Source organism: Borborobacter xinjiangensis, from assembly GCF_047739745.1.
In the GTDB taxonomy this organism is placed as follows: Bacteria; Pseudomonadota; Alphaproteobacteria; order Rhizobiales; family Rhizobiaceae; genus Pseudaminobacter.
Genome location: NZ_JBLLVA010000001.1, coordinates 275,572 through 298,302, shown reverse-complemented (window position 1 = coordinate 298,302; position 22,731 = coordinate 275,572). Strand labels below are relative to the sequence as shown.

Here is a 22,731-nt window from a genome sequence, read left to right as displayed (position 1 = left end):
GCTACTCTCTACTCGCTATTTTTTACTGCTTCGCCTTTTCATCGCCCGGCAGAACGTAGTCCGTCCCTTCCCATGGCGACAGAAAGTCGAAATTTCGGAATTCCTGCTTGAGCTCCACCGGCTCGTAGACGACCCGCTTGGCCTCGTCGTCGTAACGCACCTCGACGAAACCGGTCAGCGGAAAATCCTTCCGCAGTGGATGACCTTCGAAACCGTAGTCCGTCAGCAAGCGGCGAAGATCCGGATGACCTGAAAACAGGATGCCATAGAGATCATAAGCTTCGCGCTCGAACCAGTCGGCGCCGGGATAGACACTGGTGATCGATGGCACCGGCGTCTCGCCGTCGGTCATGACCTTGAGCCGAATGCGCAGGTTCTGGCGCGGCGACAGAAGATGATAGACGACATCGAATCGCTTCTCTCGCGCCGGATAGTCGGCGCCGCAAATATCGATCATCGACACGAACTGGCAGCGCACGTCATCGCGCAGGAATCCTGCGACATCGACGATATTGCCGGCCTCGACCGGCACCGTGAGTTCGCCATAGGCAAGCACCGGCATGCCGATCTTGCCGTCAAGCTTTTCGGCAAGATAGCTTGCGAGATCCATGAGGGCTTCACTCATTGGGTTCACCGCTCGATCGTGCCGGTGCGGCGAATCTTCTTCTGCAGCAGAAGAATGCCGTAGAGCAGCGCCTCGGCGGTGGGCGGACAGCCGGGCACATAGATGTCGACCGGCACGACGCGGTCGCAGCCGCGCACCACCGAATAGGAATAATGATAGTAGCCGCCGCCATTGGCGCACGAGCCCATCGAAATGACGTAGCGCGGCTCCGGCATCTGGTCGTAGACCTTGCGCAGGGCCGGCGCCATCTTGTTGGTCAGCGTCCCGGCGACGATCATCACGTCGGACTGGCGCGGAGAGGCGCGCGGCGCGATGCCGAACCGCTCGGCATCATAGCGCGGCATGGAAATGTGCATCATCTCCACAGCGCAGCAGGCAAGCCCGAACGTCATCCACATCAGCGAGCCGGTGCGCGCCCAGGTGATGAGCGCCTCGGACGAGGTGACGAGAAAGCCCTTGTCGGAGAGTTCGCCATTGATGTCGCGGAAAAACGGATCATCCGCGCCGACCGGCTTGCCGGTGTTCGGATCGATGATGCCCCTGGGCTTTTCGGCAACAAGGGCGCGAGGCATGTCGGTCAATCCCATTCCAGCGCCCCCTTCTTCCACTCGTAGATGAAGCCGATGGTCAGAACGGCGAGGAAGACCATCATCGACCAGAAGCCGAGCATGCCGACCTCGCCGAAGGAAACTGCCCACGGAAACAGGAACGCGACCTCAAGATCGAAGATGATGAAAAGAATCGCCACGAGATAGTAGCGGATGTCGAACTTCATGCGCGCGTCATCGAACGAGTTGAAGCCGCATTCATAAGCCGACAGCTTCTCCGGATCGGGATTGCGATAGGCGATGATGAAGGGCGCGACGACCAGAGCAAGGCCGACCACCAGCGCGACCCCGACAAAGATCACGATAGGAAGGTATGAACTCAGCAGCTCGTTCATTCTCCAAACTTTCCGTTGGCTATCGACCGTGCTCCATATTAGCATCCAGTCGAGCCGGCGAACCCGCGACAGTTTGGCCCTGTCAAGCGGTGCCGAAAAACCATGTTGCAACGCGGCGAAGGGTTAGCGCAGCCAACTCTGCGAAGCAAGTCAAACCTTGCCAGGCAAGCCGCTGCACCAATGGCTTTTCCCGAAATTGCCCCGCTGCTACGGGCACTTGAATTCCTTCCTATCTAACTCCACTTTTTCTCCTGACAGTTTTTATTGCAAATATTGATAAACTGACCTCCCGAACCTTCGTGCTTACCTTGGGTCATCCGCATTGACGTTCTTTCGGCTCGTTTCACAATGAGGGAAAAGCTTTCCGCCGCAACCGCCCGGCGCGTGGCGCTTGCGGCGCAGGGCTTTGCCGATCCGCGGCCTGCGGCACTGATCGGCCGGCGCCATCTTTCGCGAGTGATTTCGCGCATCGGCCTGCTGCAGATCGATTCGGTGAGCGCGGTCGTGCGCGCGCACTACATGCCGTTGTTTTCGCGGCTGGGTCCCTATCCGCTCTCCGTTCTGGACGATGCGGCAATGTCGAGAAAGCGCTCTCTGTTCGAATACTGGGCGCATGAGGCGTCCTACCTGCCCGTCGCAACCCAGCCCCTGATGCGCTGGCGTATGGAGCGCGCTCGAAACGGTGAGGAGATGTATGGTGGCCTCGCGAAATGGGGCCGCGCGCGAACGGATTATATTGAAGACATCTATCGCCAGGTGGTTTCGCGTGGCGCGACTGCGGCTTCCGAGCTTGACGGCCAGAAGGGCGCCGGCGGCTGGTGGGGATGGAGCGACGCCAAGCACGCTTTCGAGTGGCTGTTCTGGGCGGGCCGCCTCACCACCGCCTCGCGGCGCGGCTTCGAACGCGTTTATGACCTGCCCGAACGCGTGTTGCCTCCCTCCATCCTTGCGCTGCCGACGCCGCAGCCCGCCGAAGCGCACCGCGAACTGCTGCGCATTGCCGCCCGCGCCCACGGCATCGTCACGGCACCATGCCTGCGCGATTATTTTCGGCTTTCGTCTGCCGACATGAAAGGTCGGATCGGGGAACTGGTGGAAGCCGGAGAGCTGTTGCCGGTGCGCGTGGAAGGATGGCACAGACAGGCCTACCTTCATGCCGGCGCGCGCATCCCGCGCAAGGTGGAAGCACGCGCGCTGCTCGCTCCTTTCGACCCGTTGGTCTTCGAGCGGTCGCGCACGGAGGCGCTGTTCGGCTTTCGCTATCGCATCGAAATCTACACGCCGGCGCAAAAGCGCCAATACGGCTACTATGTGCTGCCGTTCCTGCTCGGCGACAGGCTGGTTGCGCGCATCGACGTCAAGGCGGATCGGCCCATGGGCGTGTTGCGGGTGCTTGCCGCCTATGCCGAGCCATTCGCGCCCGCCCATACGGCGGAAGCTCTATGCGAGGAGCTTCGGCTGATGAAGGATTGGCTTGGCCTTGAGCGCATCGAGATCGTGCCCGCCGGCGATCTCGGTCCGGCGCTGGCCGACATAATCATGTCGCAGCGGCGCGTTGACACGCTGATGCGCTAACGCCTAAGTTCAGCCAAGACGGTCCCCTCTCCGCAAAGGGAGGGGCTAAGAGGGAATGCGGTGCGAAACCGGAAGGCTTCCAATCCGCAGCTGTCCCCGCAACTGTAAGCGAATAGCCGAAGGCCGACAGCCACTGGGAATGTCCCGGGAAGGCGGCACGAGGCGACGACCCGCGAGCCAGGAGACCTGCCGTCAGCATGAAATCCGACAGTCCGGCGGGTGCCCCGGGCAAGGAGAACGCCGAGTGAAAATCGACGGTAACCCCGCGGCGCGGGCCGAATACGCCGACAATGGCAATGGTGCCGGCGTCACCGTGGTGGTCTGTTCTTCCTGCCGCGACGAGCAAGGGTCCGACGTTCGCCCTACCGCCGGCGAACGCCTCGGCGTGGCGACCGCACAGGCCGCTGATCGAACCGACATCCGCGTCACGCAGGTTCAATGCCTGGGCAATTGCAAGCGGCGCCTGAGCGCGGCGATTCTGCGGGACGGCTCCTGGAGCTATGTCTTCGGCGACCTGACACCCGACAGCGGCCCGGACCTGATTGCCGGAGCCAGCCTCTTTGCGGCCTCGACCGATGGCGTCCTGCCATGGCGCGGCCGGCCTGACAGTCTCAAGCGCGGTCTCGTCGCGCGCATCCCTCCCCTCGATCTGTTGAAGGACCCCTCATGACCACGTCCGCGACCCGTGTTCCCTGCACCGTCGTCACCGGCTTTCTCGGCTCGGGCAAGACGACGCTCATCCGCCATATCCTGCAGAACGCAAACGGGAAGCGTCTCGCGCTCATCGTCAACGAATTCGGTGACATCGGCATTGACGGTGAAATCCTGAAGGGCTGCGGCGTCGACACCTGCCCTGAGGAAAACATCCTGGAACTCGCCAATGGCTGCCTCTGCTGCACGGTCGCCGATGACTTCGTGCCGGCCCTCGACCGAATTCTCGCGCTGGAACCGAAGGTCGACCACATCATCATCGAAACGTCCGGCCTCGCCTTGCCCAAGCCGCTTGTTCAGGCGTTCCAATGGCCCTCGGTCCGTAGCCGCGTCACCGTGGATGGCGTGGTGGCCGTGGTCGACGGCCCGGCTCTGGCAGACGGCAAGGTCGCGTCCGATCTGGATGCGCTGCAAGCGCAACGAAGCGCCGACGATTCCATCGATCACGACGATCCGGTCGAGGAGGTATTCGAGGACCAGCTTGCCTGCGCCGACCTCGTGATCCTGTCGAAGAAGGATTTGCTCGACGAAGCGGGCAGCGCGCGCGCCACCACGCTTATCGGCGAACATCTCGGCCGCGCGGTGAAGGTGGTGCCGACCGCGCAGGGCGCGATTGACCCGTCGGTGATGCTCGGCCTCGGGCTTGCCGTGGAAGACGACATCGAGAACCGCAAGACCCATCATGACGGAATGCTCGACCACGAGCACGACGACTTCGACAGTTTCATCGTCGAACTGCCGGCGATTACCGACCCGGACGATCTCGCCACGCGGGTGACGGCTGCGGCCGAAGAAGAAAACGTCCTGCGGGTGAAGGGTTTCGTCGATGTCAGCGGCAAGCCGATGCGGCTTCTGGTTCAGGCGGTGGGCCCGCGCGTCAGCCATTATTATGACCGCGCCTGGACCCCGGCGGACGACCGCCGCTCGCGTCTTGTCGTGATCGGGTTGAAAGGTCTCAATCGGCAAGCCATCGAGCGCATCCTGGTGAACTGAGGTAGACTGGAGATGCTTCCTCTTTCTCCTCGTCCGGTCGCTTCCCGGCTACCGTCTCCCCAGTGGGGAGAAGAGGAAGCCATCGCCGCTGCGTCTCCTCTCCCCTCGGGAAGAGGTGGCAAGCGCAGCGAGCTGGTGAGGGGGCGATCTCCAATTTCCGACGGGCGAATTTCGCCATGCACATATTAACCACGGCATCCGCCTCCCTCGACGATTTGGTCGAGCCGGTCGATTTGCGGCAGGCGCCGGCGGATATCGTGGCGCTCTCCTTCACCGACAGCGATCTGGCGGGGCTGGCAGCGGCGTGGAGGGTCAATGCCGACACACTGCCGTCGATGCGGCTGGCCGCGCTTCGCGACCTGCGCCATCCCATGTCGGTCGATCTGTGGATCGACAGTGTCGCAAGCCACGCGAAGGTGATCCTGGTCCGCATTCTCGGCGGCTACGACTGGTGGCGCTATGGTTGCGACCGGCTCGCCGCCATCTGCCGCGAGAACGACATCCGCCTCGCGCTACTGCCCGGCGAATGCCGCGACCAGGATCTGCGGCTGATCGAGTGCTCTACCCTGCCCCGCGACCAATTGGACGATCTACTCGATTATTTCCGTGAGGGCGGTCCTGCCAATATGAGCGGCGTCATGCGCAAGTTGGCGGCGCTTGCCGGCAGCGAGGTGGCGCCGGTCGCGCCGGTAAATGTCCCCAAGGCCGGCTTCTACGACCCGGAATCCGGCGTCGTGACCGCACCTCTGGCCTCCCCCCGATTGGCGGTCGGCGCGCCGGTCGTTCCCATTCTCTTTTATCGCTCCATGTTGCTTGCCGCCGATGTGGCGCCTATCGACGCGCTTGTCGAAGCGCTGCGCGAGCGCGGCATGGCGCCAGTGCCGATCTTCGTCTCCAGCCTGAAGGATCCGGCCTCGCTCGGTTTCGTCGAACCGGCACTCAGGTCTCTTTCGCCGAGCGTCATCGTTACCGCCACGGCGTTTGCCACAGGCGCCGAGCCCGGCGTGGAAACGGTGTTCGACCGCGCCAGCGTGCCGGTCTTCCAGGTCATCACCGCCACAACCCGCCGCGAAGCCTGGGCGACGAACCAGCGCGGACTTGCGCCCGCGGACCTTGCCATGCATGTCGTCATGCCCGAGCTTGACGGTCGCATCATGGCAGGTGCGGTCTCCTTCAAGGCCGAAACGCAAGCGGACAACGCCTTGGCATTCAAGGCCTTCGCCAATCGGCCCGAGCCTGACCGCATCGCGCGGGCCGCCGACCGCCTTGCAGCCTTCATCCGCCTGCAGAAAGAACCGCGCGCCACGCGAAAGATCGCGATCCTCATTCCGGACTATCCGAGCGCCCCCGGCCGCATCGGCTACGCGGTTGGCCTCGACGTGCCCTCGAGCGTGCTCGCCATGCTGCACGACCTGAAGGCCGAAGGCTACTTTGTTGAAAAGATTCCGGAAAGCTCTCGTGATCTTTTGACGGCACTGGATGCTTCCGATCACGCGCTTGCCTTGGACGACTATCGTACGTTCGCCCTAAAGCTTCCCACGAACGCAATCGATGCCGTAAACGCGGCATGGGGCGACGCAGTTCGGGACACGCAGCAATCCACCTTTCGCTTTCGCGCGGCGACTTTCGGCAACGTCACCGTCGCCCTTGCACCTGATCGCGGGCGCTCGGCGGATCGCCGCGCCGACTATCACGATCCATCGCTGCCGCCGCGTCATGCGCTGCTCGCCTTCGGCCTTTGGCTGCAAAAGGGTATCGGTTGCCACGCGCTGGTGCATGTCGGCGCGCATGGCACGCTGGAATGGCTACCGGGCAAGACAGTTGCGTTGAGCGGTGAATGTTTTCCAGAAATCGTCACCGGCGCGCTGCCGGTGATCTATCCATTCATCGTCAGCAATCCCGGCGAGGCGGCGCAGGCCAAGCGTCGCATTTCCGCTGTCACCCTCGGTCACCTGCCGCCACCACTAACGCAGGCCGGGCTTGATGAGAATCAGCAGAAACTGGAGCGGCTGGTCGACGAATATGCTCAGGCCGACGGGCTCGATCGGCGCCGTCGCGACCGGTTGGCGCGACTGATCGTCGAAACCGCCGCCAGCACTGGCTTAGCCACCGAGGCCGGCGTGGCGGGCACCGATGCGCCCGACGAAGCGCTGCGCCGCATCGACGCCTGGCTTTGCGACCTCAAGGATTTCACCATCAAGGACGGCCTGCATATATATGGCCGCGCGGCAACCGACGAGCCGGACCCGATGCGCCGCGGCAGTGCCGAGAGCGAACGCAGCGCACTCATTGCCGCGCTCGACGGCTGTCATATCCATGCCGGACCCGCCGGGGCGCCTGCTCGGGGTCGCACCGACGTTCTGCCGACCGGCCGCAACCTGTTCACTGCAGACCCGCGCACCATGCCGACGCCGACCGCGTTCGACCTCGGCCGCGCCGCAGCCGAAGAGGTGCTGCGCCGCTACCTTCAAGACCATGGCGATTGGCCGCGCTCTCTGGTCATCGATCTCTGGGGCAGCGCCTCGCTGCGCACCGGCGGCGAGGAAATTGCGCAGGGGCTGTTCCTGATGGGGTGCCGTCCGCAATGGGATGCATCGACGGGACGCGTCACCGGCATCGAAGTGCTGCCGCCGGCAGCGGTCGGGCGGCCGCGCGTCGATGTCACCTGGCGCATTTCGGGCCTCTTCCGCGACATGTTTCCGACCCAGATCGCTCTCATCGACGCGGCCGTGAAAGCCATTGCCGCACGCGAAGAAGACGAGTCGGAAAACCCTCTCGCGGCGGATATGCGCGCAACCGGCAAGGCGCCTTCGCGCATTTTCGGCTCCTCGCCCGGCACATATGGCGCCGGACTGGAGGACCTGCTCTCGAGCGGCGGATGGGCCAATCGGGAAGAATTCGGCCACGCATATCTCAATGCCACCTCGCACGCCTATGGCGGTGCCGAAGGCGAAGGCATTTCGGCGCCAGGCGCGTTTGCGGCGCGCATTGCCGAGGCGGATCTGCTGGTCCACACGGGCGACGATCCCGGCCGCGACATCCTGGAGGGCTCGGCCGATGTCGCCTTCATCGGCGGCTTTTCCGCAGCCGTCGCAGCGCTGGGAAAAAATGCCGACGTCATCGTCCTCGACACCACCGATCCGGCAAACCCGCGACCGCGCTCGATAACCGAGGCCGTGTCACGCGTGGTCCGCGCCCGCGCCGTCAATCCGCGCTTCATCGCGGGCCAGATGCGGCACGGCCCGCGCGGCGCCTCCGAATTTGCCGAAACCGTCGACAGGCTTGTCGGTTTCGCCGAAACGACAGAAGCGATTCCCGGCGCATTGATCGAGGCCGTTCACGACGCCTATCTGGGCGACGAGGCAGTCCGCGCCTTCCTGCTGCAGGAAAATCCGGCGGCGGCCAAGGCTATAGCGCAGCGCTTGGCCTCCGCGCGCCGTCGCGGGCTTTGGCACCCGCTGCGCAACTCGATAGACGATGACCTGGCGCGCCTGATTGCAGAGGCCGAGGCGTTGGAGGAAGCAGCGTGAGCGCCTTTTCCCGACGTGGCGCCTGTCCGGCCTTGTCCCGCCCGATGCATACCGGCGATGGGCTCCTGGTGCGCCTCAATCCCGTCGCTGGAGGACTTTCCCCCAATATCCTGATTGGACTCGGCGAATCGGCTCTCCGCCACGGCAACGGCATTGTGGAGGTGACGGCGCGCGGCAGCCTGCAGATTCGCGGATTGACGGCGCAAAGCGCATCATTGCTGGCTGCGGAGGTCGATATGCTGGGCATTGCGGTCCGGACCGGTGTTCCGGCCGAAACCGGACCACTGGCCGGGCTCGACCCGCAGGAGATCAGCAATCCCGTTGCGCTCGTCGAGCGTATCCGCCAAGCCATCGAGACGTCCGGTCTCGAAAATAAGTTAGGCCCGAAGGTTTCCGTGGTCGTTGATGGCGGCGGCCAACTGACCATGAACACCGTGCAAGCCGATGTCAGGCTTGTCGCGCTCGCCGATCGAAGCTGGTTGCTTGCCGTTGCCGGCGACGCGAGTACCGCTGCCTGCCTTGGCACGCTCAATGAGGATGACGCCTGCGACGCAGCTCTCGCGATCTTGCGGGCCATCGCAGAGCGGGGGCACGAGGCCCGCGCCCGCGATCTCTCGTCGGCGCAGATGCGAGCGATGGCTGAGTGCCCGCCCCGGCTTGATGAATCAAGAAATAAGCATCCGGCACTAACCTCGTCTTCTCCAATCGGAATTCTCGCCGGCGCGCACGGAAAACCTGTTGTCGGCGTTGGTCTGCCCTTCGGCAGCGTGCATGCAAATGCGCTTATAAGTCTATGCCGCCAGGCCACATCGTTGGGCGCCGTGGAAATCCGGCTCGCGCAGCAACGGGCACTGCTCGTGCTCGGCCTTTCAAGCACCGCCTGCGCCGAATTTCAGCGGATCGCGGCGTCTTTGGGCTTCATCGTCGATGCCGATGATCCACGCCGTATGATCATGGCCTGTCCCGGCGCACCGGCATGCGCCTCGGGCCATATCGCGGCCCGCAATATCGCCGAGGAAATCGCTCGTGGATCCGGCGACATGCTCGACGCCGCGTTTTTCCTTCACGTCTCCGGTTGCGCGAAAGGCTGCGCCCATCCGGGCACTGCCCCGTTTACCCTCATCGGCGGCGAAAATGGGCGCGTCGGGCTCGTTTTCTCCGCAACAGCCAGAAGCGCTCCAATAGTAGATGCACCCAGCGAGACGCTGGTGTCCGGCCTTAGCCGGATGGCCGCTGCACTTCGCAAGGAACGCCGCTCCGGCGAAACCCCGACAACCTGTCTCGCGCGCCTCGGCAGTGCCCGGATCGCCGCGTTTTTTCAGCAAGGTGACAATGTCCGCATATGATTACATCCACGACGGCGACGCGATCTACGAGCGCTCCTTCGCCATCATTCGCGCCGAAGCCGACCTTACCCGCTTCTCCGCTGCCGAGGCGGACGTCGCCGTGCGCATGATTCACGCTTGCGGCATGGTTGAGGCGGCTGACAAATTTGAATTCGGGCCCGGCTTCGTGGAAGCTGCCAGCACGGCGCTGAAGGCTGGCGCGCCGATCTTCTGCGATGCCGAAATGGTCGCGCGCGGCGTGACCCGAGCCCGCCTGCCCGCCGACAATGAAGTGATCTGCACCCTGCGCGACGAGCGGACGCCCGCCCTGGCCAGAAAGATCGGCAACACCCGCTCGGCCGCCGCCATCAAGCTCTGGGAGGACCGCATGGCGGGGTCGGTCGTGGCCATCGGCAATGCGCCCACGGCCCTCTTCTATCTGCTTGAATTGCTGCGTGATGGCGCCCCGAAGCCCGCAGCCATCATCGGCATGCCGGTCGGCTTCGTGGGTGCGGCCGAGTCCAAGGACGCGCTGGCTGAAAACTCCTACGGCGTGCCCTACGCCATCGTGCGCGGCCGCCTCGGCGGCAGCGCCATGACAGCCGCCGCTATCAATGCGCTGGCGAGGCCTGGCCTATGAGCATCCAGCCCAAAGGCCGCCTGATCGGCGTCGGCACCGGCCCCGGCGACCCCGAATTGCTGACGCTGAAAGCGGTGCGGGCGCTGCGCGAGGCCGATGTGCTCGCGCATTTCGCCAAGCGCGGCAGTAACGGAAATGCGCGCGCCACCATTTCCGAGCATCTGAAGCCTGATATCATCGAGTTGCCGCTGCTCTATCCGGTTACCACTGAAATCGACAGGAGCCACGCCGACTATAAATCGGCGATCAGCGCTTTTTACGAGGAGTCGGCCCGCGCTGTTGCCGCACATCTGGAGGCGGGCCGGACTGTCGCCGTGCTTAGCGAGGGCGACCCGCTGTTCTACGGGTCCTACATGCATCTGCATGTCCGCCTGTCGCAGCATTTCCCGACCGAAGTGATCCCCGGCGTTACGGCCATGTCGGGCTGCTGGTCGCAGACCGGCCTGCCGATCGTGCAAGGCGACGATGTGCTGAGCGTGCTGCCCGGCACGATGAGCGAATTCGAGATGACGCGCCGGCTGGCCGACACCGACGCGGCGGTAATCATGAAGGTTGGCCGCAACCTGCCCAAAATTCGCCGCGCGCTGCGAGCATCCGGCAAGCTCGACCGCGCCGTCTATGTCGAGCGCGGCACGATGGAAAACACCGCGGCCATGAAGCTTTCCGACAAACGCGACGACAGCGCCCCCTATTTCGCCATCGTGCTGGTACCCGGCTGGGAGGGGCGGCCATGAGCGGACAGCTCTTCGTCATCGGGCTCGGACCCGGTAATGCCAGCCAGGTCACACCGGAGGCCAGCCATGCGGTGGCCGAGGCCGAATTCTTCTTCGGCTACGGGCCTTATGTCGACCGGCTGGAATTGCGGCCGGACCAGACCCGCATCGCCTCCGACAATCGGGAGGAATTGTCGCGAGCCAATGCAGCGCTGCAAAGGGCAGCGGAGGGTGCGAAAGTCGCTGTGGTCTCGGGGGGGGATCCGGGCGTCTTTGCCATGGCCGCCGCGGTCTGCGAGGCGATCGAAAAAGGCCCTGTCGAATGGCGCGACATCGATCTGACGATTATCCCCGGCGTCACTGCGATGCTGGCGGTTGCGGCCCGCATCGGCGCGCCGCTCGGCCATGATTTCTGCACCATTTCGCTTTCGGACAATCTGAAACCCTGGGCGGTGATCGAGCGCCGGCTGGAAGCGGCGGCCAGCGCAGGCTTCGTGATCGCGCTTTACAATCCGATCAGCAAGGCGCGGCCCTGGCAGCTCGGCAGCGCCTTCGAAATATTGCGGCGGCATTTGCCGGGTGACACGCCGGTCATTTTCGGCCGTGCTGCCGGTCGGCCCGACGAACGAATCGAGATCGTAAAGCTTGAGCAAGCCGATCCGGCGAAAGCCGACATGGCCACCTGCGTCATGATCGGCTCGCCCGAGACCAGCATTGTCGAGCGCGCCCACAAGCCTCCGCTGGTCTACACACCGCGCTTTTCGACGGAATCCAGCCAATGATCGATCCAGTCCAGAAGCTCCGCGACGCTGGCTGCTGCTGGAACCTCCGGCAGTTGCGGCCGGCGCAACAGAACGACCTCGATGCCGAGCTCGCGCGCAGCGGCGATCTTGCCGTAAGTGGCTGCCCCGCCGCTGTTTTTTGCCACAACCACATCTATGCGCTGGCTGGTCAGAAGTTCTTGTTCATCTTCCTCGCGAAACGGCCCGCGCGCCAGGATATAGGTGGCGGTCGGCAAATTCAGCGGCGGTTCGACTGGATCGACGCTGCGAATGACATAGGCGTGCTGCGGCGCAGCCTCGAAATCCGCGATCTCCTGCCTTCCGAGCGCCAGGAATACCCGGCGCGGCTTTTCCCCGAGCGCCGCGACCGCGCCCGCGCCGTTCTCGACCAGCGTCCAGCGGTCGCCTGGCACCGGCATCCAGGCCGGGCGCCGCAGGGCAACTATGGAGACGCCCGCGACGGAAGCCACCTCCGCGGCATTGCGCGAAATGCCGGCCGCGTAAGGATGCGTGGCGTCAACCAGCAGATCAATGCGCTCGTCGCTGAGATAGCGGGCAAGCCCCTGTGCGCCGCCAAAACCGCCGCGACGTACCGGCACCGGCAGCACGACTGGATCGACGGTACGGCCGGCGAGCGACAGCGTCACCGCAACATCGGTGCGACCGGCCAGCCTTCCGGCAAGCTGCCGGGCCTCAGTGGTTCCGCCAAGTATCAGAATCCGGTGTGCCATCATGCCTGCTGAGCGCGAATCCGCCGAGGCCGGACGCTGGCTCAGCATCATCGGCATCGGTGAAGACGGTGTAGAAGGTCTTGGCCACGAGGCCAAGCGCCGCATTGCGGAAGCCGAAACGGTTTTTGGTGGCAGGCGGCATCTGGCGCTGGTGGAACAGCTTGTGCATGGCGCAGTCCAGCCTTGGCCGTCGCCATTCGATGCCGGCATGGGCGCCGTGCTGGAGTTGCGGGGGCGACGCGTCTGCGTGCTCGCCTCCGGCGATCCTTTCTGTCACGGCGTCGGCGCAACTCTGGCGAGCCACGTGCCGGCCAACGAGATGCATGTCGTGCCCGCGCCATCTTCGTTCAGCCTTGCTGCTGCGCGTCTCGGCTGGTCTCTCGCCGACGTGCAGACGATTTCGCTGCACGGCAAGCCGATCGACCTGATCTGCCCGCTGCTACATCCAAGGGCCCGCATCCTGGCGCTGACCTCGGATGGCGACGGCCCGGCCGCCATCGCGCACCTCCTGTCCGAACTCGGCTTCGGCCCGTCGCGGCTGACCATCCTGGAAGCGCTCGGCGGCCCTTCGGAGCGGCTGGTCTCAGTACGCGCGGTGACTTTCTCGGAGAAAAACATCAATCCGCTCAACGTTCTGGCAATCGAAGTGGAATCAACGCCTGAAGCGCGGATCCTGCCGCTCACGACGGGCATGGCTGACGATCTGTTCGAGCATGACGGCCAGGTCACCAAGCGCGAAGTGCGCGCCGTGACGCTTTCCACGCTCGCACCGCGGCGCGGCGAATTGCTGTGGGACGTCGGTGCTGGCTCCGGCTCGATCGCCATTGAATGGATGCTCTGCGATCCATCGCTGCGCGCGATCGCGATCGAGGCTTCGCCTGAGCGCGCCGCCCGCATCGGCCGCAATGCGGCTTCCTGCGGCGTGCCGGGTCTCCTCATAGTCGAAGGCAGCGCTCCCGAGGCTCTTTCCGGGCTTCAAAAACCTGACGCGATCTTCGTCGGCGGTGGCGGCACGGATCAGGGTGTCATGGATGCGGCAATCGACGCCCTGCCCTCGGGCGGGCGGCTGGTCGCAAATGCCGTGACGCTCGAAATGGAGGTGCTGCTGCTTGCCTTGCACGCCAGACTGGGCGGCGAACTCACCCGCATGGCGGTTTCGCGCGCCGCGCCCATCGGCTCCATGCAGGGTTGGCGCCCTGCCATGCCGGTCACGCAATGGTCGTGGGTGAAGCCATGATCTTCGCGGGCATCGGCAGCCGCAAGGGCGTAAGCGAACAGCAGGTGCTGAGCGCCATAAGCGCGGCGCTCGCCGAATACCGGCTCGATCTGTCGAGCCTGGGCGGTTTGGCGACCGCCAGCCTGAAACGCGACGAGACCGCTATCCATTCGGCGGCGCGGCAGCTCGGGCTTCCTCTCATCATCGTCGACGACACCGATTTGGCGCGTGCGGGAACCGAGACGCCCAGCCGCTCGGAACTTTCATTGACGCTGACCGGAGTAGCGTCGGTCTCGGAAGCGGCAGCGCTTGCCGCCGCCGGCGAAGGGGCGCGCCTGCTCGGGCCTCGCCTCCTTCTCGATTCGGTTACCTGCGCGCTCGCCATCAGTGGAGAGGTCGAATGACGGTCCATTTCATCGGGGCGGGTCCAGGTGCGGCAGACCTCATCACCGTTCGCGGCCGCGATCTTCTGGCGCGCTGCCCGGTCTGCCTCTATGCCGGTTCGATCGTGCCGGCCGAAATGCTCTTCTATTGCGGCCCGGATACCAGGCTTGTCGATACCGCGCCCTTGTCGCTCGATGAGATCGAGGCGGAGTATGTAGCCGCCCACGCAGCCGGAAAGGACGTGGCGCGGCTCCATTCGGGCGACCTGTCGGTCTGGAGCGCGGTCGCCGAACAGATTCGCCGGCTTACGCGCCATGGCATCCCCTACACGATGACGCCCGGCGTTCCGGCCTTCGCCGCGGCTGCGGCAGCACTTGGCCGCGAACTGACTATTCCCGAACTTGCCCAGTCGCTGGTGCTCACCCGCGTCTCTGGCCGCGCCTCACCGATGCCGCCGGGTGAAACCCTCTCCGCCTTTGGCAAGACGGGCTCCACGCTCGCCATCCATCTGGCGATCCACGCCATCGACGAAATCGTCGCCGAACTGACGCCGCTTTATGGCGCCGATTGTCCGGTAGCGATCGTCTTCCACGCTTCCTGGCCGGACGAGCGCGTGATTCGCGGCACCTTGGCGACTATCGCCTCCGAACTCGCTGCGGACCCGATCGAGCGCACCGCCATTATTTTCGTCGGGCGAAGCCTCGCCGCACAGGACTTCCGCGAAAGCTCGCTTTACGACGCCTATTATCAACGCCGCTTCCGAGGGCGCGGCCTGTGAAACGAAATCAATGATGCTCGAAAAAGCCCTCGCCCGCCTGAACCATCAGCCGCCGCAGCTTGAGCCCGGCCATGTCTGGCTGGCTGGCGCCGGTCCGGGCGACCCTGGCTGCCTGACGCTCGACGTGCTTGCCGCACTCGCCCAGGCCGATGCCGTGGTGCATGATGCGCTCGTTTCGCCCGCTGTCGTCGCGGTAGCCGAAGGCGCCGAGCTTTTCTACGCCGGCAAGCGCGGCGGCAGACCTTCCATGAAGCAGGAAGACATCAATGCCCTTCTGCTGCGGCTGGCGCGGGAAAAGCGGCGCGTTCTGCGTCTCAAGGGCGGCGACCCTTACGTTTTCGGGCGCGGAGGCGAGGAAGCGTTGGCGCTGGCGCGCGAAGGAATACCGGTGCGTGTCCTGCCCGGCCTGACTTCGGCGTTCGGCGCCATGGCGGTAAACGGCATTCCGGCCACGATGCGCGGTATCAACAAGGCGATCATTCTGGCCACCGGCCACACCGCCGACGATGACGACCTCGACTGGGCCGCCCTTGCCCGCACCGGCCAGCCGATCGTCGTCTACATGGGCATGAAGACGCTGCCGGTCATTGCCGCCGCCCTGTTGGAAGGCGGGCGCGCGGCAGATACGCCGGTCGCCATCATCGAGGCGGCGACGACGCCGCAGGAACGCGTGCTCATCGCAACACTGGGCAACATCGTGGTTCAGGCCGCCGCCCAGGAGATCTCGTCGCCGGCGCTGATCGTGGTAGGCGACATCGTCTCCGTGCGGGCCGAACTCATGGGTGGCTCATGACGGCGCGCGGCCTCATCATCGGCGCACCACGCTCCGGCTCCGGCAAGACCAGTGTCACCATCGGCATGCTGCGCGCACTGACCCGCCGCGGCATCCGCGCTCGCGGAGCAAAGTCGGGTCCCGACTATATCGATCCCGGCTTTCACCACGTCGCAACGGGCCTGCCGGGGGTCAATCTCGACAGTTGGGCAATGTCGCCTCCATTGCTCAATGCGCTCGCCGCGAGTGCGGCATCGGACGCCGACCTGCTCGTCGTCGAAAGCGCAATGGGTCTGTTTGACGGTATTCCAGGCACCCTCGGCCGTTCCGGTTCCGCCGCCGATCTGGCCCGCCTCTATGATCTGCCGGTGCTTCTGGTGCTCGACGTGTCAGGCCAGTCCCAGACGGCGGCCGCAATCGCCAAGGGTTTTGCCACTTACGACTCGGATGTACGCATCGCTGGCGTCGTCCTGAACCGTCTTGGCAGCGAGCGGCACCGCCGTCTCGCCGGAGAGGCGGTCGAGAAGATCGGCCTGCCCGTCGTCGGCGCCATCTTGCGCGACCCTTCATTGACCCTGCCCGAACGTCACCTCGGCCTCGTCCAGGCTTCTGAACATGCCGACATGATCGCCCACCTCGACCGCCTTGCCGACATGGCCGAGCGCTCGCTCGATCTCGACGCCATCGTTTCGCTGATGGCGCCGCTCGCCCCCTCGGACGCGGATTTTTCCGACGCGCTCAACCCGCCCGGACAACGCATTGCACTTGCCAACGACGCCGCCTTTACCTTCCTTTATCCGCATATCGCCATGCACTGGCGCAATGAAGGCGCTGAACTCGTGCCGTTCTCGCCGCTCGCCAATGAAGCGCCGCGCGATGATTGCGATGTCTGCTGGCTACCGGGCGGCTATCCGGAACTCCACGCCGGAAAGCTGGCTTCGGCCGGCAATTTCCGGGCTGGAATGCAGGAATTCGCCACGACACGCCCGGTCCATGGCGAGTGCGGCGGCTTCATGGTGCTTGGCGAGGCGCTTGAGGATGCCGACGGCGTAAGGCATGAAATGCTCGGGCTGCTCGGCCATTCGACAAGCTTTGCCAAGCGCAGGATGAATCTCGGCTATCGCCAGGCGAGGCTTCTTTCCAACTGCCCGCTCGGGCGCGCCAGCGATGTCATACGCGGCCATGAATTCCACTACGCGCAAATAACCACGCCCGGAAATGATGAGAAGCTGACCGACCTCGCTGACGGTCAGGGCAATCCGCTCGGCGCGGCCGGCGGGCGGCGCGGGCATGTCACCGGCACTTTCTTCCATGCCATCGCCAGAGGTTAGAACCTTTCAGGATTATACGGATGCAGTTCTGTTTGTTCGATGGCGTGGCGATCCGCCAGGAGGGCGGTGCCGGCCGATGTGGGCTATCGGCCAAGTCCGGCCGACGCCGCGGGCGCCCCGCCAGCGGCAAATCCTGCGGGCCAGATGACCCTGAAAGGCTCTAACGCATGAACTCCCTGACAGGCCGCAGCCTTGCCCGCGATGTCGCCTTCTGCCTCATCTTCTTCACACGCCTGCCGCTTCCGGCCGTCGATCTGAAGGAGGCGAAACTGGCGGCGTCGATTTGGGCCGCGCCAGTGGTCGGGCTGGTCGTCGCCATCATCGGCGCGCTTGTCTACGCCATCGCTACCTTTCTCGGCCTGCCGCCGGCGCCCTCTGCTGTCCTGGCGGTCGCAGCCACCCTGCTCGCGACCGGCTGTCTGCATGAGGACGGTCTTTCAGACACCGCCGACGGTTTCGGCGGTGGCACCACTCGCGAGCGCAAGCTGGAGATCATGCGCGACAGCCGCATCGGCACATATGGCGCCTGCGCGCTCTTATTCTCCATCCTGCTGCGCTGGTCGGCCCTCTCCAGCATTGCCGGCCCTGCCGAAGTCGCTTCAGCCCTCATTGCCGCGCATGTCGCCTCCCGTGCGCTAATCCCGGCCTTCATGCGTTTCCTGCCCGCTGCCCGCCTTGACGGGCTGTCGGCGAATGCCGGCCTCATTTCGGCCAATGCCTCCAATGGCGCGCTGGCGCTTGGGCTGATTTCGCTGCTTGTTCTCGGCCTGCCCGGCATGTTTGCGGCTGCCCTTTGCCTCGGTCTGGCCTTCGCACTGTTTCGTGGCCTCTGCCTGCGTCAGATCGGCGGCCACACTGGAGACACTGTTGGTGCCATGCAGCAGATCGGCGAAATCACCCTGCTGCTTGCCGCTTCCGTTATTTTTTCCTGATCCCCGGAGATTTTACCCCATGAGCTTCAATTCCCTTGATGAACTGCGTGAAGCCTGCCGCGCGCTGCCTTCCGGCAGTGAAAAGGCAGCCGGGGCCGTCGCCCGGCGACAGGACACGCTGACCAAGCCTCAGGGCAGCCTCGGCCGCTTGGAAAAGCTGGTTGCCTGGCTGGCGCGCTGGCAGGAGCGAGACACGCCCAAACTCGAAAACGTGAAGGTGATCGTCTTTGCCGGCTCCCACGGTGTCACCGCGCAGGGCGTGTCGGCATTTCCCTCAGAGGTCACTGCCCAGATGGTGGCGAATTTTGCCAGCGGCGGCGCCGCCATCAACCAGTTGGCGCGGATCGCTGGCGCGCAACTGGATGTGTTGCCCCTCGACATCGAACGCCCGACGGGTGATTTCACCCAAAACGAAGCCATGAACGAAACCGAATTTCTGGCAGCGGTCCGTGCCGGCCATCAGTCGGTCACTCGCGATATCGATTTGGTCTGCTTCGGCGAAATGGGCATAGGCAACACCACGCCGGCGGCCGCGATCGCGGCCGCACTGTTCGGCGGCGGAGCCGAACGTTGGACGGGGCGCGGCACCGGGATCGACGATGCGGGTCTTCGACGGAAGATCGCGGCCATCGACAAGGGGCTGGCGCTGCACGTGGCCAGGCTGGACGATCCGTTGAAGGTCGCAGCCGCTCTTGGCGGCCGCGAACTGGCTGCCATCCTTGGTGCGACGCTTGCAGCGCGGCAACTGTGCGTGCCGGTGCTGCTCGATGGATTTGTCTGTACAGCCGCCGCCGCCCCATTAGCGAAACTTCACCCAACCGGACTTGCGCACGCGCAGGCTGCGCATGTTTCGGCCGAAGCCGGCCATCGGGCGCTTCTCGGTGCCCTCGAACTGCCGCCGTTGCTCGATCTCGGCATGCGTCTCGGCGAAGGTTCCGGCGCCTGCCTGGCAGTCAACATCCTTCGCTCGGCATTGGAATGCCACACGGGTATGGCGAGCTTTGCGGAGGCCGGCGTCTCCGAAAACTGAACCGCATTCAGCCCGGGAAGCGTTGGAACCAATAACGCCGGCAGTCGTTTCGGCACCACCGTACCCAAAAGGATTTTCGATAATGGCATCCGCATTTTCAAAGCTTCGCGACGACATCGAGGACGATCTTGAAACGCAGATCGTCAAGCTTCGGCGGGAAGTCTCCTCGCTCAGGAAGTCGCTCTCCAAGCGCGGAGCCGCAGCCTATGAGGATACGCGCGACGGCGCATCGGATCTCTACGAAGACATAATGGCCCGCGTGAGCGATGCCCTTCCTCACCTTGCCAAGCGCTCGCGCGCAGTCAAGCGGGCGGCACGGGACAATCCGGTGGCGGCAACCGTTGTCGGAATTGCCGTCGTCGGCTTGCTGCTGGGTTTGCTCTCGCGCCGCTGACAGGCGCGCAGGAATACCAAAACCGCCGCGCCTCGCGGCGGTTTCATTTTATAGGTAGCATTGAACGTTTTTGCGGCTTCGGCGGCTGTAGGCGCTGCGATCTCCGCATTGGCTGCCGTCGATCATCAGGTCGTATGGACATTGGCAATCGCCCGCCTGAGGTGCCCGCGACGGCTTGCGGCCACCGCTCAACAAGCGCTTCAACGGCGAGAGCACGGACGTTTTCACGACGTCCTCGCGCGGGCGCGGCGTGCTTCCGGATTGCCGTTCCTTGGCTCCCAGATAGTCGCCATGGATCCAGCCCTTTTTGCCCTGAAACGAAACAAGCCGCCATTTTCCGTCCCGAACGATGAGCTTGACCGCTTCGCCGGCCTTCAGCGTGTCCACGACCGGCGCGCTCGTGCTCGCAGTCGCCCGCATATTTACCCGCTCGCTCGTGTAGAACCAATCACCCGTTTTGCCAGGCACCACGCGTTGCGGTCGCACAATGGAGCTGGTGGTCATATGGGTCGGCTTCGGCGCCGGCGCGGTGACTTTCACCGGCGTTTTGGACGACTTCGACGTCGCCGCACTGCGCTGAACGGCGGCGGCCGGCCGCTGGACGCTCTGATGCCTGCGCTGAGCCGGGGGGTCCTGCGTCATCGCCCAGATACCCGCGCCAACCGCGCCAATGACCAACCATCTCAATTTTGGAAGCGTGAAACCAGCCATGCCGCGAGATTGCCGCAAAGGCCTTAAAACGCAGTTGACGAGGCTTTGCGCCTCTACGGACTCGCATCACCTCACGCAAGGCGCAAGGATGTACGGATTTCATGCTAAGTCATTGAAAAGATTGGTGGGTGTGCACAGGATCGAACTGTGGACCCGCTGATTAAGAGTCAGCTGCTCTACCAACTGAGCTACACACCCACACCACCGGCGTGCCGGTGTTGGCGCGGATATAGCGACAGCTTTCGACCCTGTCCAGTCCTCGATTTCGCATTCTGCATAAAGATCAACCGGTTTACCGCTCAGGCAAACAGTTGGCCTTCGCCCACCTTCACGGCATGCCCGCCGATTCGCGCCGATATCATCCGCCCGCCCTTCACGTCGATTTCCAGCCTGATGCGTGACGGGCGGCCCATTTCCATTCCCTGCTCGATCCATAGCCGCGTCGGCCCCTCGGGCAGTTGATCGAAGTGCATGATTGCGCCGGAAAAAGCCGCCGCCGCCGAGCCGGTGGCCGGGTCTTCATAGGATGGATTGCCCGCCACGAACATGCGGGCGTGAAAGGCATTGTCGCGATCATGCGTGTCGCGGGTGTAGACATAGACGTTCGCGGCGCTGCCACCGGTGCCTGTCGGCGCGAATTCCTGCCAGGCTGCACTATCGAGTCTGGCGCGCGCCGCCACACCAAGATTGGCAACCGGCACTGTAAGATACGGCACGCCCGCCGACCACAAGCCGACACGGTGATTCTCGAAACCGATTTCATCGGCATCGAGACCAAGCACGGCGCCGACCACTTCCGGCTCGACGGTCAGCTTGAGCTGCCGTGGCAGTTCAACCAGATCGAATTCCGCGAATGGCCCGGATGCGTTCCTCGAGATCGCGCAGCGCACAAGGCCGATATTCTCCTCGAGCACGAATATTTCGTCGGCGTCCTCGCCTCCGGCAAGCTCCGACAGCGCGATCGCCGTGCCGACGGTCGGATGACCGGCGAACGGCATCTCGTAATCGGGCGTGAAGATGCGCACGCGGGCCTTGTGCTTGGGATCTGCCGGCGCATCGACGAACGCCGTCTCCGAAAGGTTGAATTCACGCGCAATACGCTGCATCGCGGCCGCATCGAGGCCCTCGGCTTCCAGCACGATCGCCAGCGGATTGCCTGTAAGCGGGTCCTGCGTGAACACATCATAGAGGAGATATTTGCGGCCCTTCATCGCCAGGTTCCTCGGCCCGATTCCAAAGATGAGCGAAATTTAACTTGTAATCCCTTCCCTTGGATACGAATTGTCGATGCACAGGGACGTTCGCAGGCATAAGGGGGCCATCATGGACCAACTTGTCAATCGGCCAGCGACGGAAACTCCAGCTTCTGTCGAAGCAGCGCTTAGCATCGACGGAAAAGACAATGCCCGCAAGCGCCGGCGCGGATGGGCCTTGGCGCTGGCAGGCTTGCTGCTCGTCGGCGTGGGCGCTGCCTATTTCTGGTCCGCAAGCTCCACTGCGGCGGTTGCCTACGCCACCACGCCGGCCGAAACCGGCAATCTTGTCGTCCAGGTTTCGGCGACCGGCACCCTGCAGCCGCTGACCCAGGTCGACATTTCCAGCGAGTTGTCGGGCGTCATCCGCTCGGTCGCAGTCCAGGAGAATCAGCCGGTGCGCAAAGGCGACGTGCTGGCGAAACTCGACACGACCCGGCTTTCCGCGCAGGTCGAGCGCGCCGAAGCTTCCGCCAAGGCGGCCGAGGCAAAGGTCATGGACGCCAAGACCACGCTCAAGGAAACCGCACAGGCGCTGACACGCGCACAGCAATTGTCGAAGCGCGGCATGCTGGCGGACCAGAACCTTGAAACGGCCGAGGCCGCGCGCGACCGCGCCGAGAGCGCGGTGGCGAGCGCCGACGCCAATCTGGCGATCGCCGTGGCCGAGCTCAAGCTGCAGCAGGCCGACCTCGAGAAAAGCACCATCTACGCGCCGATCGACGGCGTCGTTCTGACGCGCTCGGTCGATCCGGGCCAGACCGTCGCATCCTCGCTGCAAGCGCCGGTGCTCTTCGTCATCGCCGCCGATCTGCGGCAGATGGAGCTGAAAGCGGCAATCGACGAGGCCGACATTGGCTCGGTAGCGCCCGGCCAGAAGGCACGCTTCACCGTCGACGCTTTTCCCGACCGGCGCTTCGACGCCGAGATCCGCGATATTGCCTATGCGTCGGTAACCACCGAAGGCGTCGTCACCTACGACGCGCGCTTCGATGTCGACAATGCAGAAATGCTGCTGCGGCCCGGCATGACTGCGACCGTGTCCGTCGTCACCCGCGAGGCCAGCGGAGTCGTACTGGTGCCGAACACGGCCTTTCGTTATCGGCCCGCGGTAGAGCAGCCACGCCGCGGCTGGAGCCTTCAGAACCTGTTCATGCCTCGCTTCGGGCGATCCCGCCAGGGCCGGCAGGAAGCGCCCGCCGCGGATGGCTCGCGCACGCTCTATGTGCTGGAGGGCGGCGCTCCGCAAGCAGTCAAGGTCAAGGCCGGCGCAACCGATGGCGAGAACACCGAAATCCTCTCCGGCATCGCCGCCGGCGACCTTGTCGTGACCGGCATCCGCCAGGCACGGAACTGACGCCG

23 protein-coding genes, 1 tRNA gene and 1 riboswitch are annotated in these 22,731 nt (G+C 64.4%); of the genes, 17 read left to right on the top strand and 7 right to left on the bottom strand.

Annotated elements, in window-relative coordinates:
• Window positions 1-22: 22 nt before the first annotated feature.
• Genes ACLKMW_RS01415 through ACLKMW_RS01405 form a run of 3 tightly spaced genes read right to left on the bottom strand, consistent with a single transcriptional unit; the run spans window position 23 to window position 1,568 of the window.
• Window positions 23-625, bottom strand: a complete 603-nt coding sequence (locus tag ACLKMW_RS01415; RefSeq protein WP_415722583.1) for an NADH-quinone oxidoreductase subunit C — start codon at window positions 623-625, stop codon at window positions 23-25.
• A gap of 5 nt (window positions 626-630) precedes the next feature.
• Window positions 631-1,212: a NuoB/complex I 20 kDa subunit family protein gene (locus tag ACLKMW_RS01410; protein ID WP_415722582.1), complete on the bottom strand. Its 582-nt coding sequence runs from the start codon at window positions 1,210-1,212 to the stop codon at window positions 631-633.
• Window positions 1,203-1,568 carry an NADH-quinone oxidoreductase subunit A gene (locus tag ACLKMW_RS01405; protein ID WP_415722581.1) on the bottom strand — a complete coding sequence of 122 codons (366 nt, stop codon included), beginning with the start codon at window positions 1,566-1,568 and terminating at the stop codon, window positions 1,203-1,205. Before ACLKMW_RS01405 ends, ACLKMW_RS01410 begins: the two co-directional genes overlap by 10 nt.
• Window positions 1,569-1,916: 348 nt before the next feature.
• On the opposite strand from ACLKMW_RS01405, the gene ACLKMW_RS01400 reads away from it, so the two are divergent.
• From ACLKMW_RS01400 to ACLKMW_RS01365, 8 genes are all read left to right on the top strand, one after another.
• Window positions 1,917-3,143 carry a winged helix-turn-helix domain-containing protein gene (locus ACLKMW_RS01400; protein WP_415722580.1) on the top strand — a complete coding sequence of 409 codons (1,227 nt, stop codon included), beginning with the start codon at window positions 1,917-1,919 and terminating at the stop codon, window positions 3,141-3,143.
• Window positions 3,144-3,145: 2 nt separating this feature from the next.
• Window positions 3,146-3,351: riboswitch (cobalamin riboswitch) on the top strand.
• A gap of 42 nt (window positions 3,352-3,393) precedes the next feature.
• The gene (locus ACLKMW_RS01395) at window positions 3,394-3,813 is read left to right on the top strand and encodes a DUF1636 family protein (RefSeq protein ID WP_415722745.1); all 420 of its coding nucleotides are present in this window, start codon (window positions 3,394-3,396) and stop codon (window positions 3,811-3,813) included.
• Entirely contained in the window at window positions 3,810-4,847 is a 1,038-nt protein-coding gene (gene cobW / locus ACLKMW_RS01390) for a cobalamin biosynthesis protein CobW (protein WP_415722579.1), read from the top strand. Before ACLKMW_RS01395 ends, cobW begins: the two co-directional genes overlap by 4 nt.
• A 176-nt stretch (window positions 4,848-5,023) precedes the next feature.
• Window positions 5,024-8,377 carry a cobaltochelatase subunit CobN gene (cobN, locus tag ACLKMW_RS01385; RefSeq protein ID WP_415722578.1) on the top strand — a complete coding sequence of 1,118 codons (3,354 nt, stop codon included), beginning with the start codon at window positions 5,024-5,026 and terminating at the stop codon, window positions 8,375-8,377.
• Complete coding sequence (gene cobG, locus ACLKMW_RS01380) at window positions 8,374-9,723, top strand: precorrin-3B synthase (RefSeq protein WP_415722577.1); 1,350 nt, start codon at window positions 8,374-8,376, stop codon at window positions 9,721-9,723. Before cobN ends, cobG begins: the two co-directional genes overlap by 4 nt.
• On the top strand, window positions 9,710-10,342 hold the full coding sequence (locus tag ACLKMW_RS01375; RefSeq protein WP_415722576.1) for a precorrin-8X methylmutase: 633 nt from the start codon (window positions 9,710-9,712) through the stop codon (window positions 10,340-10,342). Before cobG ends, ACLKMW_RS01375 begins: the two co-directional genes overlap by 14 nt.
• Complete coding sequence (locus ACLKMW_RS01370) at window positions 10,339-11,076, top strand: precorrin-2 C(20)-methyltransferase (RefSeq protein WP_415722575.1); 738 nt, start codon at window positions 10,339-10,341, stop codon at window positions 11,074-11,076. The genes ACLKMW_RS01375 and ACLKMW_RS01370 overlap by 4 nt, the downstream gene beginning before the upstream one ends.
• On the top strand, window positions 11,073-11,837 hold the full coding sequence (locus ACLKMW_RS01365; protein ID WP_415722574.1) for a precorrin-3B C(17)-methyltransferase: 765 nt from the start codon (window positions 11,073-11,075) through the stop codon (window positions 11,835-11,837). The genes ACLKMW_RS01370 and ACLKMW_RS01365 overlap by 4 nt, the downstream gene beginning before the upstream one ends.
• Here the strand turns inward: ACLKMW_RS01365 and ACLKMW_RS01360 are convergent.
• Complete coding sequence (locus tag ACLKMW_RS01360; RefSeq protein ID WP_415722744.1) at window positions 11,801-12,568, bottom strand: cobalt-precorrin-6A reductase; 768 nt, start codon at window positions 12,566-12,568, stop codon at window positions 11,801-11,803. The two genes, ACLKMW_RS01365 and ACLKMW_RS01360, sit on opposite strands and share 37 nt — an antisense overlap.
• Window position 12,569: 1 nt before the next feature.
• Here ACLKMW_RS01360 and cbiE point away from each other — a divergent pair, with 1 nt between their 5' ends.
• From cbiE to ACLKMW_RS01320, 8 genes are all read left to right on the top strand, one after another.
• A complete protein-coding gene (gene cbiE, locus ACLKMW_RS01355) occupies window positions 12,570-13,805 on the top strand; it encodes a precorrin-6y C5,15-methyltransferase (decarboxylating) subunit CbiE (protein ID WP_415722573.1) in 1,236 nt (411 codons plus the stop codon).
• Window positions 13,802-14,188 carry a cobalamin biosynthesis protein gene (locus ACLKMW_RS01350; protein ID WP_415722572.1) on the top strand — a complete coding sequence of 129 codons (387 nt, stop codon included), beginning with the start codon at window positions 13,802-13,804 and terminating at the stop codon, window positions 14,186-14,188. The genes cbiE and ACLKMW_RS01350 overlap by 4 nt, the downstream gene beginning before the upstream one ends.
• On the top strand, window positions 14,185-14,946 hold the full coding sequence (gene cobM, locus ACLKMW_RS01345; RefSeq protein ID WP_415722571.1) for a precorrin-4 C(11)-methyltransferase: 762 nt from the start codon (window positions 14,185-14,187) through the stop codon (window positions 14,944-14,946). The genes ACLKMW_RS01350 and cobM overlap by 4 nt, the downstream gene beginning before the upstream one ends.
• A 10-nt stretch (window positions 14,947-14,956) precedes the next feature.
• Window positions 14,957-15,739 carry a uroporphyrinogen-III C-methyltransferase gene (gene cobA / locus ACLKMW_RS01340; protein WP_415722570.1) on the top strand — a complete coding sequence of 261 codons (783 nt, stop codon included), beginning with the start codon at window positions 14,957-14,959 and terminating at the stop codon, window positions 15,737-15,739.
• On the top strand, window positions 15,736-17,049 hold the full coding sequence (locus ACLKMW_RS01335) for a cobyrinate a,c-diamide synthase (protein WP_415722569.1): 1,314 nt from the start codon (window positions 15,736-15,738) through the stop codon (window positions 17,047-17,049). The genes cobA and ACLKMW_RS01335 overlap by 4 nt, the downstream gene beginning before the upstream one ends.
• A 167-nt stretch (window positions 17,050-17,216) precedes the next feature.
• Window positions 17,217-17,981 carry an adenosylcobinamide-GDP ribazoletransferase gene (gene cobS / locus ACLKMW_RS01330; protein ID WP_415722568.1) on the top strand — a complete coding sequence of 255 codons (765 nt, stop codon included), beginning with the start codon at window positions 17,217-17,219 and terminating at the stop codon, window positions 17,979-17,981.
• Window positions 17,982-18,000: 19 nt separating this feature from the next.
• A complete protein-coding gene (gene cobT, locus ACLKMW_RS01325) occupies window positions 18,001-19,011 on the top strand; it encodes a nicotinate-nucleotide--dimethylbenzimidazole phosphoribosyltransferase (RefSeq protein ID WP_415722567.1) in 1,011 nt (336 codons plus the stop codon).
• Window positions 19,012-19,093: 82 nt separating this feature from the next.
• Window positions 19,094-19,405: a hypothetical protein gene (locus ACLKMW_RS01320; protein ID WP_415722566.1), complete on the top strand. Its 312-nt coding sequence runs from the start codon at window positions 19,094-19,096 to the stop codon at window positions 19,403-19,405.
• Window positions 19,406-19,453: 48 nt separating this feature from the next.
• Here ACLKMW_RS01320 and ACLKMW_RS01315 read toward each other — a convergent pair whose 3' ends face one another.
• The 3 genes from ACLKMW_RS01315 to ACLKMW_RS01305 form a co-directional block, all read right to left on the bottom strand.
• The gene (locus tag ACLKMW_RS01315; RefSeq protein WP_415722565.1) at window positions 19,454-20,047 is read right to left on the bottom strand and encodes an SH3 domain-containing protein; all 594 of its coding nucleotides are present in this window, start codon (window positions 20,045-20,047) and stop codon (window positions 19,454-19,456) included.
• 191 nt (window positions 20,048-20,238) lie between these two features.
• Window positions 20,239-20,314 (bottom strand) — tRNA-Lys (locus tag ACLKMW_RS01310).
• 101 nt (window positions 20,315-20,415) lie between these two features.
• On the bottom strand, window positions 20,416-21,327 hold the full coding sequence (locus tag ACLKMW_RS01305) for a PhzF family phenazine biosynthesis protein (RefSeq protein WP_415722563.1): 912 nt from the start codon (window positions 21,325-21,327) through the stop codon (window positions 20,416-20,418).
• 112 nt (window positions 21,328-21,439) lie between these two features.
• Between ACLKMW_RS01305 and ACLKMW_RS01300 the strand changes: the two genes are divergently transcribed.
• Entirely contained in the window at window positions 21,440-22,726 is a 1,287-nt protein-coding gene (locus tag ACLKMW_RS01300) for an efflux RND transporter periplasmic adaptor subunit (RefSeq protein ID WP_415722562.1), read from the top strand.
• The last annotated feature ends 5 nt before the right edge of the window (window positions 22,727-22,731 follow it).

Coding starts and splice junctions, on each gene's coding strand:
- ACLKMW_RS01405 (WP_415722581.1), bottom strand. CDS start 1,568: ATGAACGAGCTGCTGAGTTCATACCTTCCTATCGTGATCTTTGTCGGG.
- ACLKMW_RS01375 (WP_415722576.1), top strand. CDS start 9,710: ATGTCCGCATATGATTACATCCACGACGGCGACGCGATCTACGAGCGC.
- cbiE (WP_415722573.1), top strand. CDS start 12,570: ATGCCTGCTGAGCGCGAATCCGCCGAGGCCGGACGCTGGCTCAGCATC.
- ACLKMW_RS01320 (WP_415722566.1), top strand. CDS start 19,094: ATGGCATCCGCATTTTCAAAGCTTCGCGACGACATCGAGGACGATCTT.
- ACLKMW_RS01335 (WP_415722569.1), top strand. CDS start 15,736: ATGACGGCGCGCGGCCTCATCATCGGCGCACCACGCTCCGGCTCCGGC.
- ACLKMW_RS01360 (WP_415722744.1), bottom strand. CDS start 12,568: ATGGCACACCGGATTCTGATACTTGGCGGAACCACTGAGGCCCGGCAG.
- ACLKMW_RS01365 (WP_415722574.1), top strand. CDS start 11,073: ATGAGCGGACAGCTCTTCGTCATCGGGCTCGGACCCGGTAATGCCAGC.
- cobS (WP_415722568.1), top strand. CDS start 17,217: ATGAACTCCCTGACAGGCCGCAGCCTTGCCCGCGATGTCGCCTTCTGC.
- cobA (WP_415722570.1), top strand. CDS start 14,957: ATGATGCTCGAAAAAGCCCTCGCCCGCCTGAACCATCAGCCGCCGCAG.
- ACLKMW_RS01370 (WP_415722575.1), top strand. CDS start 10,339: ATGAGCATCCAGCCCAAAGGCCGCCTGATCGGCGTCGGCACCGGCCCC.
- cobW (WP_415722579.1), top strand. CDS start 3,810: ATGACCACGTCCGCGACCCGTGTTCCCTGCACCGTCGTCACCGGCTTT.
- cobT (WP_415722567.1), top strand. CDS start 18,001: ATGAGCTTCAATTCCCTTGATGAACTGCGTGAAGCCTGCCGCGCGCTG.
- ACLKMW_RS01350 (WP_415722572.1), top strand. CDS start 13,802: ATGATCTTCGCGGGCATCGGCAGCCGCAAGGGCGTAAGCGAACAGCAG.
- cobM (WP_415722571.1), top strand. CDS start 14,185: ATGACGGTCCATTTCATCGGGGCGGGTCCAGGTGCGGCAGACCTCATC.
- ACLKMW_RS01305 (WP_415722563.1), bottom strand. CDS start 21,327: ATGAAGGGCCGCAAATATCTCCTCTATGATGTGTTCACGCAGGACCCG.
- ACLKMW_RS01410 (WP_415722582.1), bottom strand. CDS start 1,212: ATGGGATTGACCGACATGCCTCGCGCCCTTGTTGCCGAAAAGCCCAGG.
- cobN (WP_415722578.1), top strand. CDS start 5,024: ATGCACATATTAACCACGGCATCCGCCTCCCTCGACGATTTGGTCGAG.
- ACLKMW_RS01315 (WP_415722565.1), bottom strand. CDS start 20,047: ATGACGCAGGACCCCCCGGCTCAGCGCAGGCATCAGAGCGTCCAGCGG.
- ACLKMW_RS01300 (WP_415722562.1), top strand. CDS start 21,440: ATGGACCAACTTGTCAATCGGCCAGCGACGGAAACTCCAGCTTCTGTC.
- ACLKMW_RS01415 (WP_415722583.1), bottom strand. CDS start 625: ATGAGTGAAGCCCTCATGGATCTCGCAAGCTATCTTGCCGAAAAGCTT.
- ACLKMW_RS01400 (WP_415722580.1), top strand. CDS start 1,917: ATGAGGGAAAAGCTTTCCGCCGCAACCGCCCGGCGCGTGGCGCTTGCG.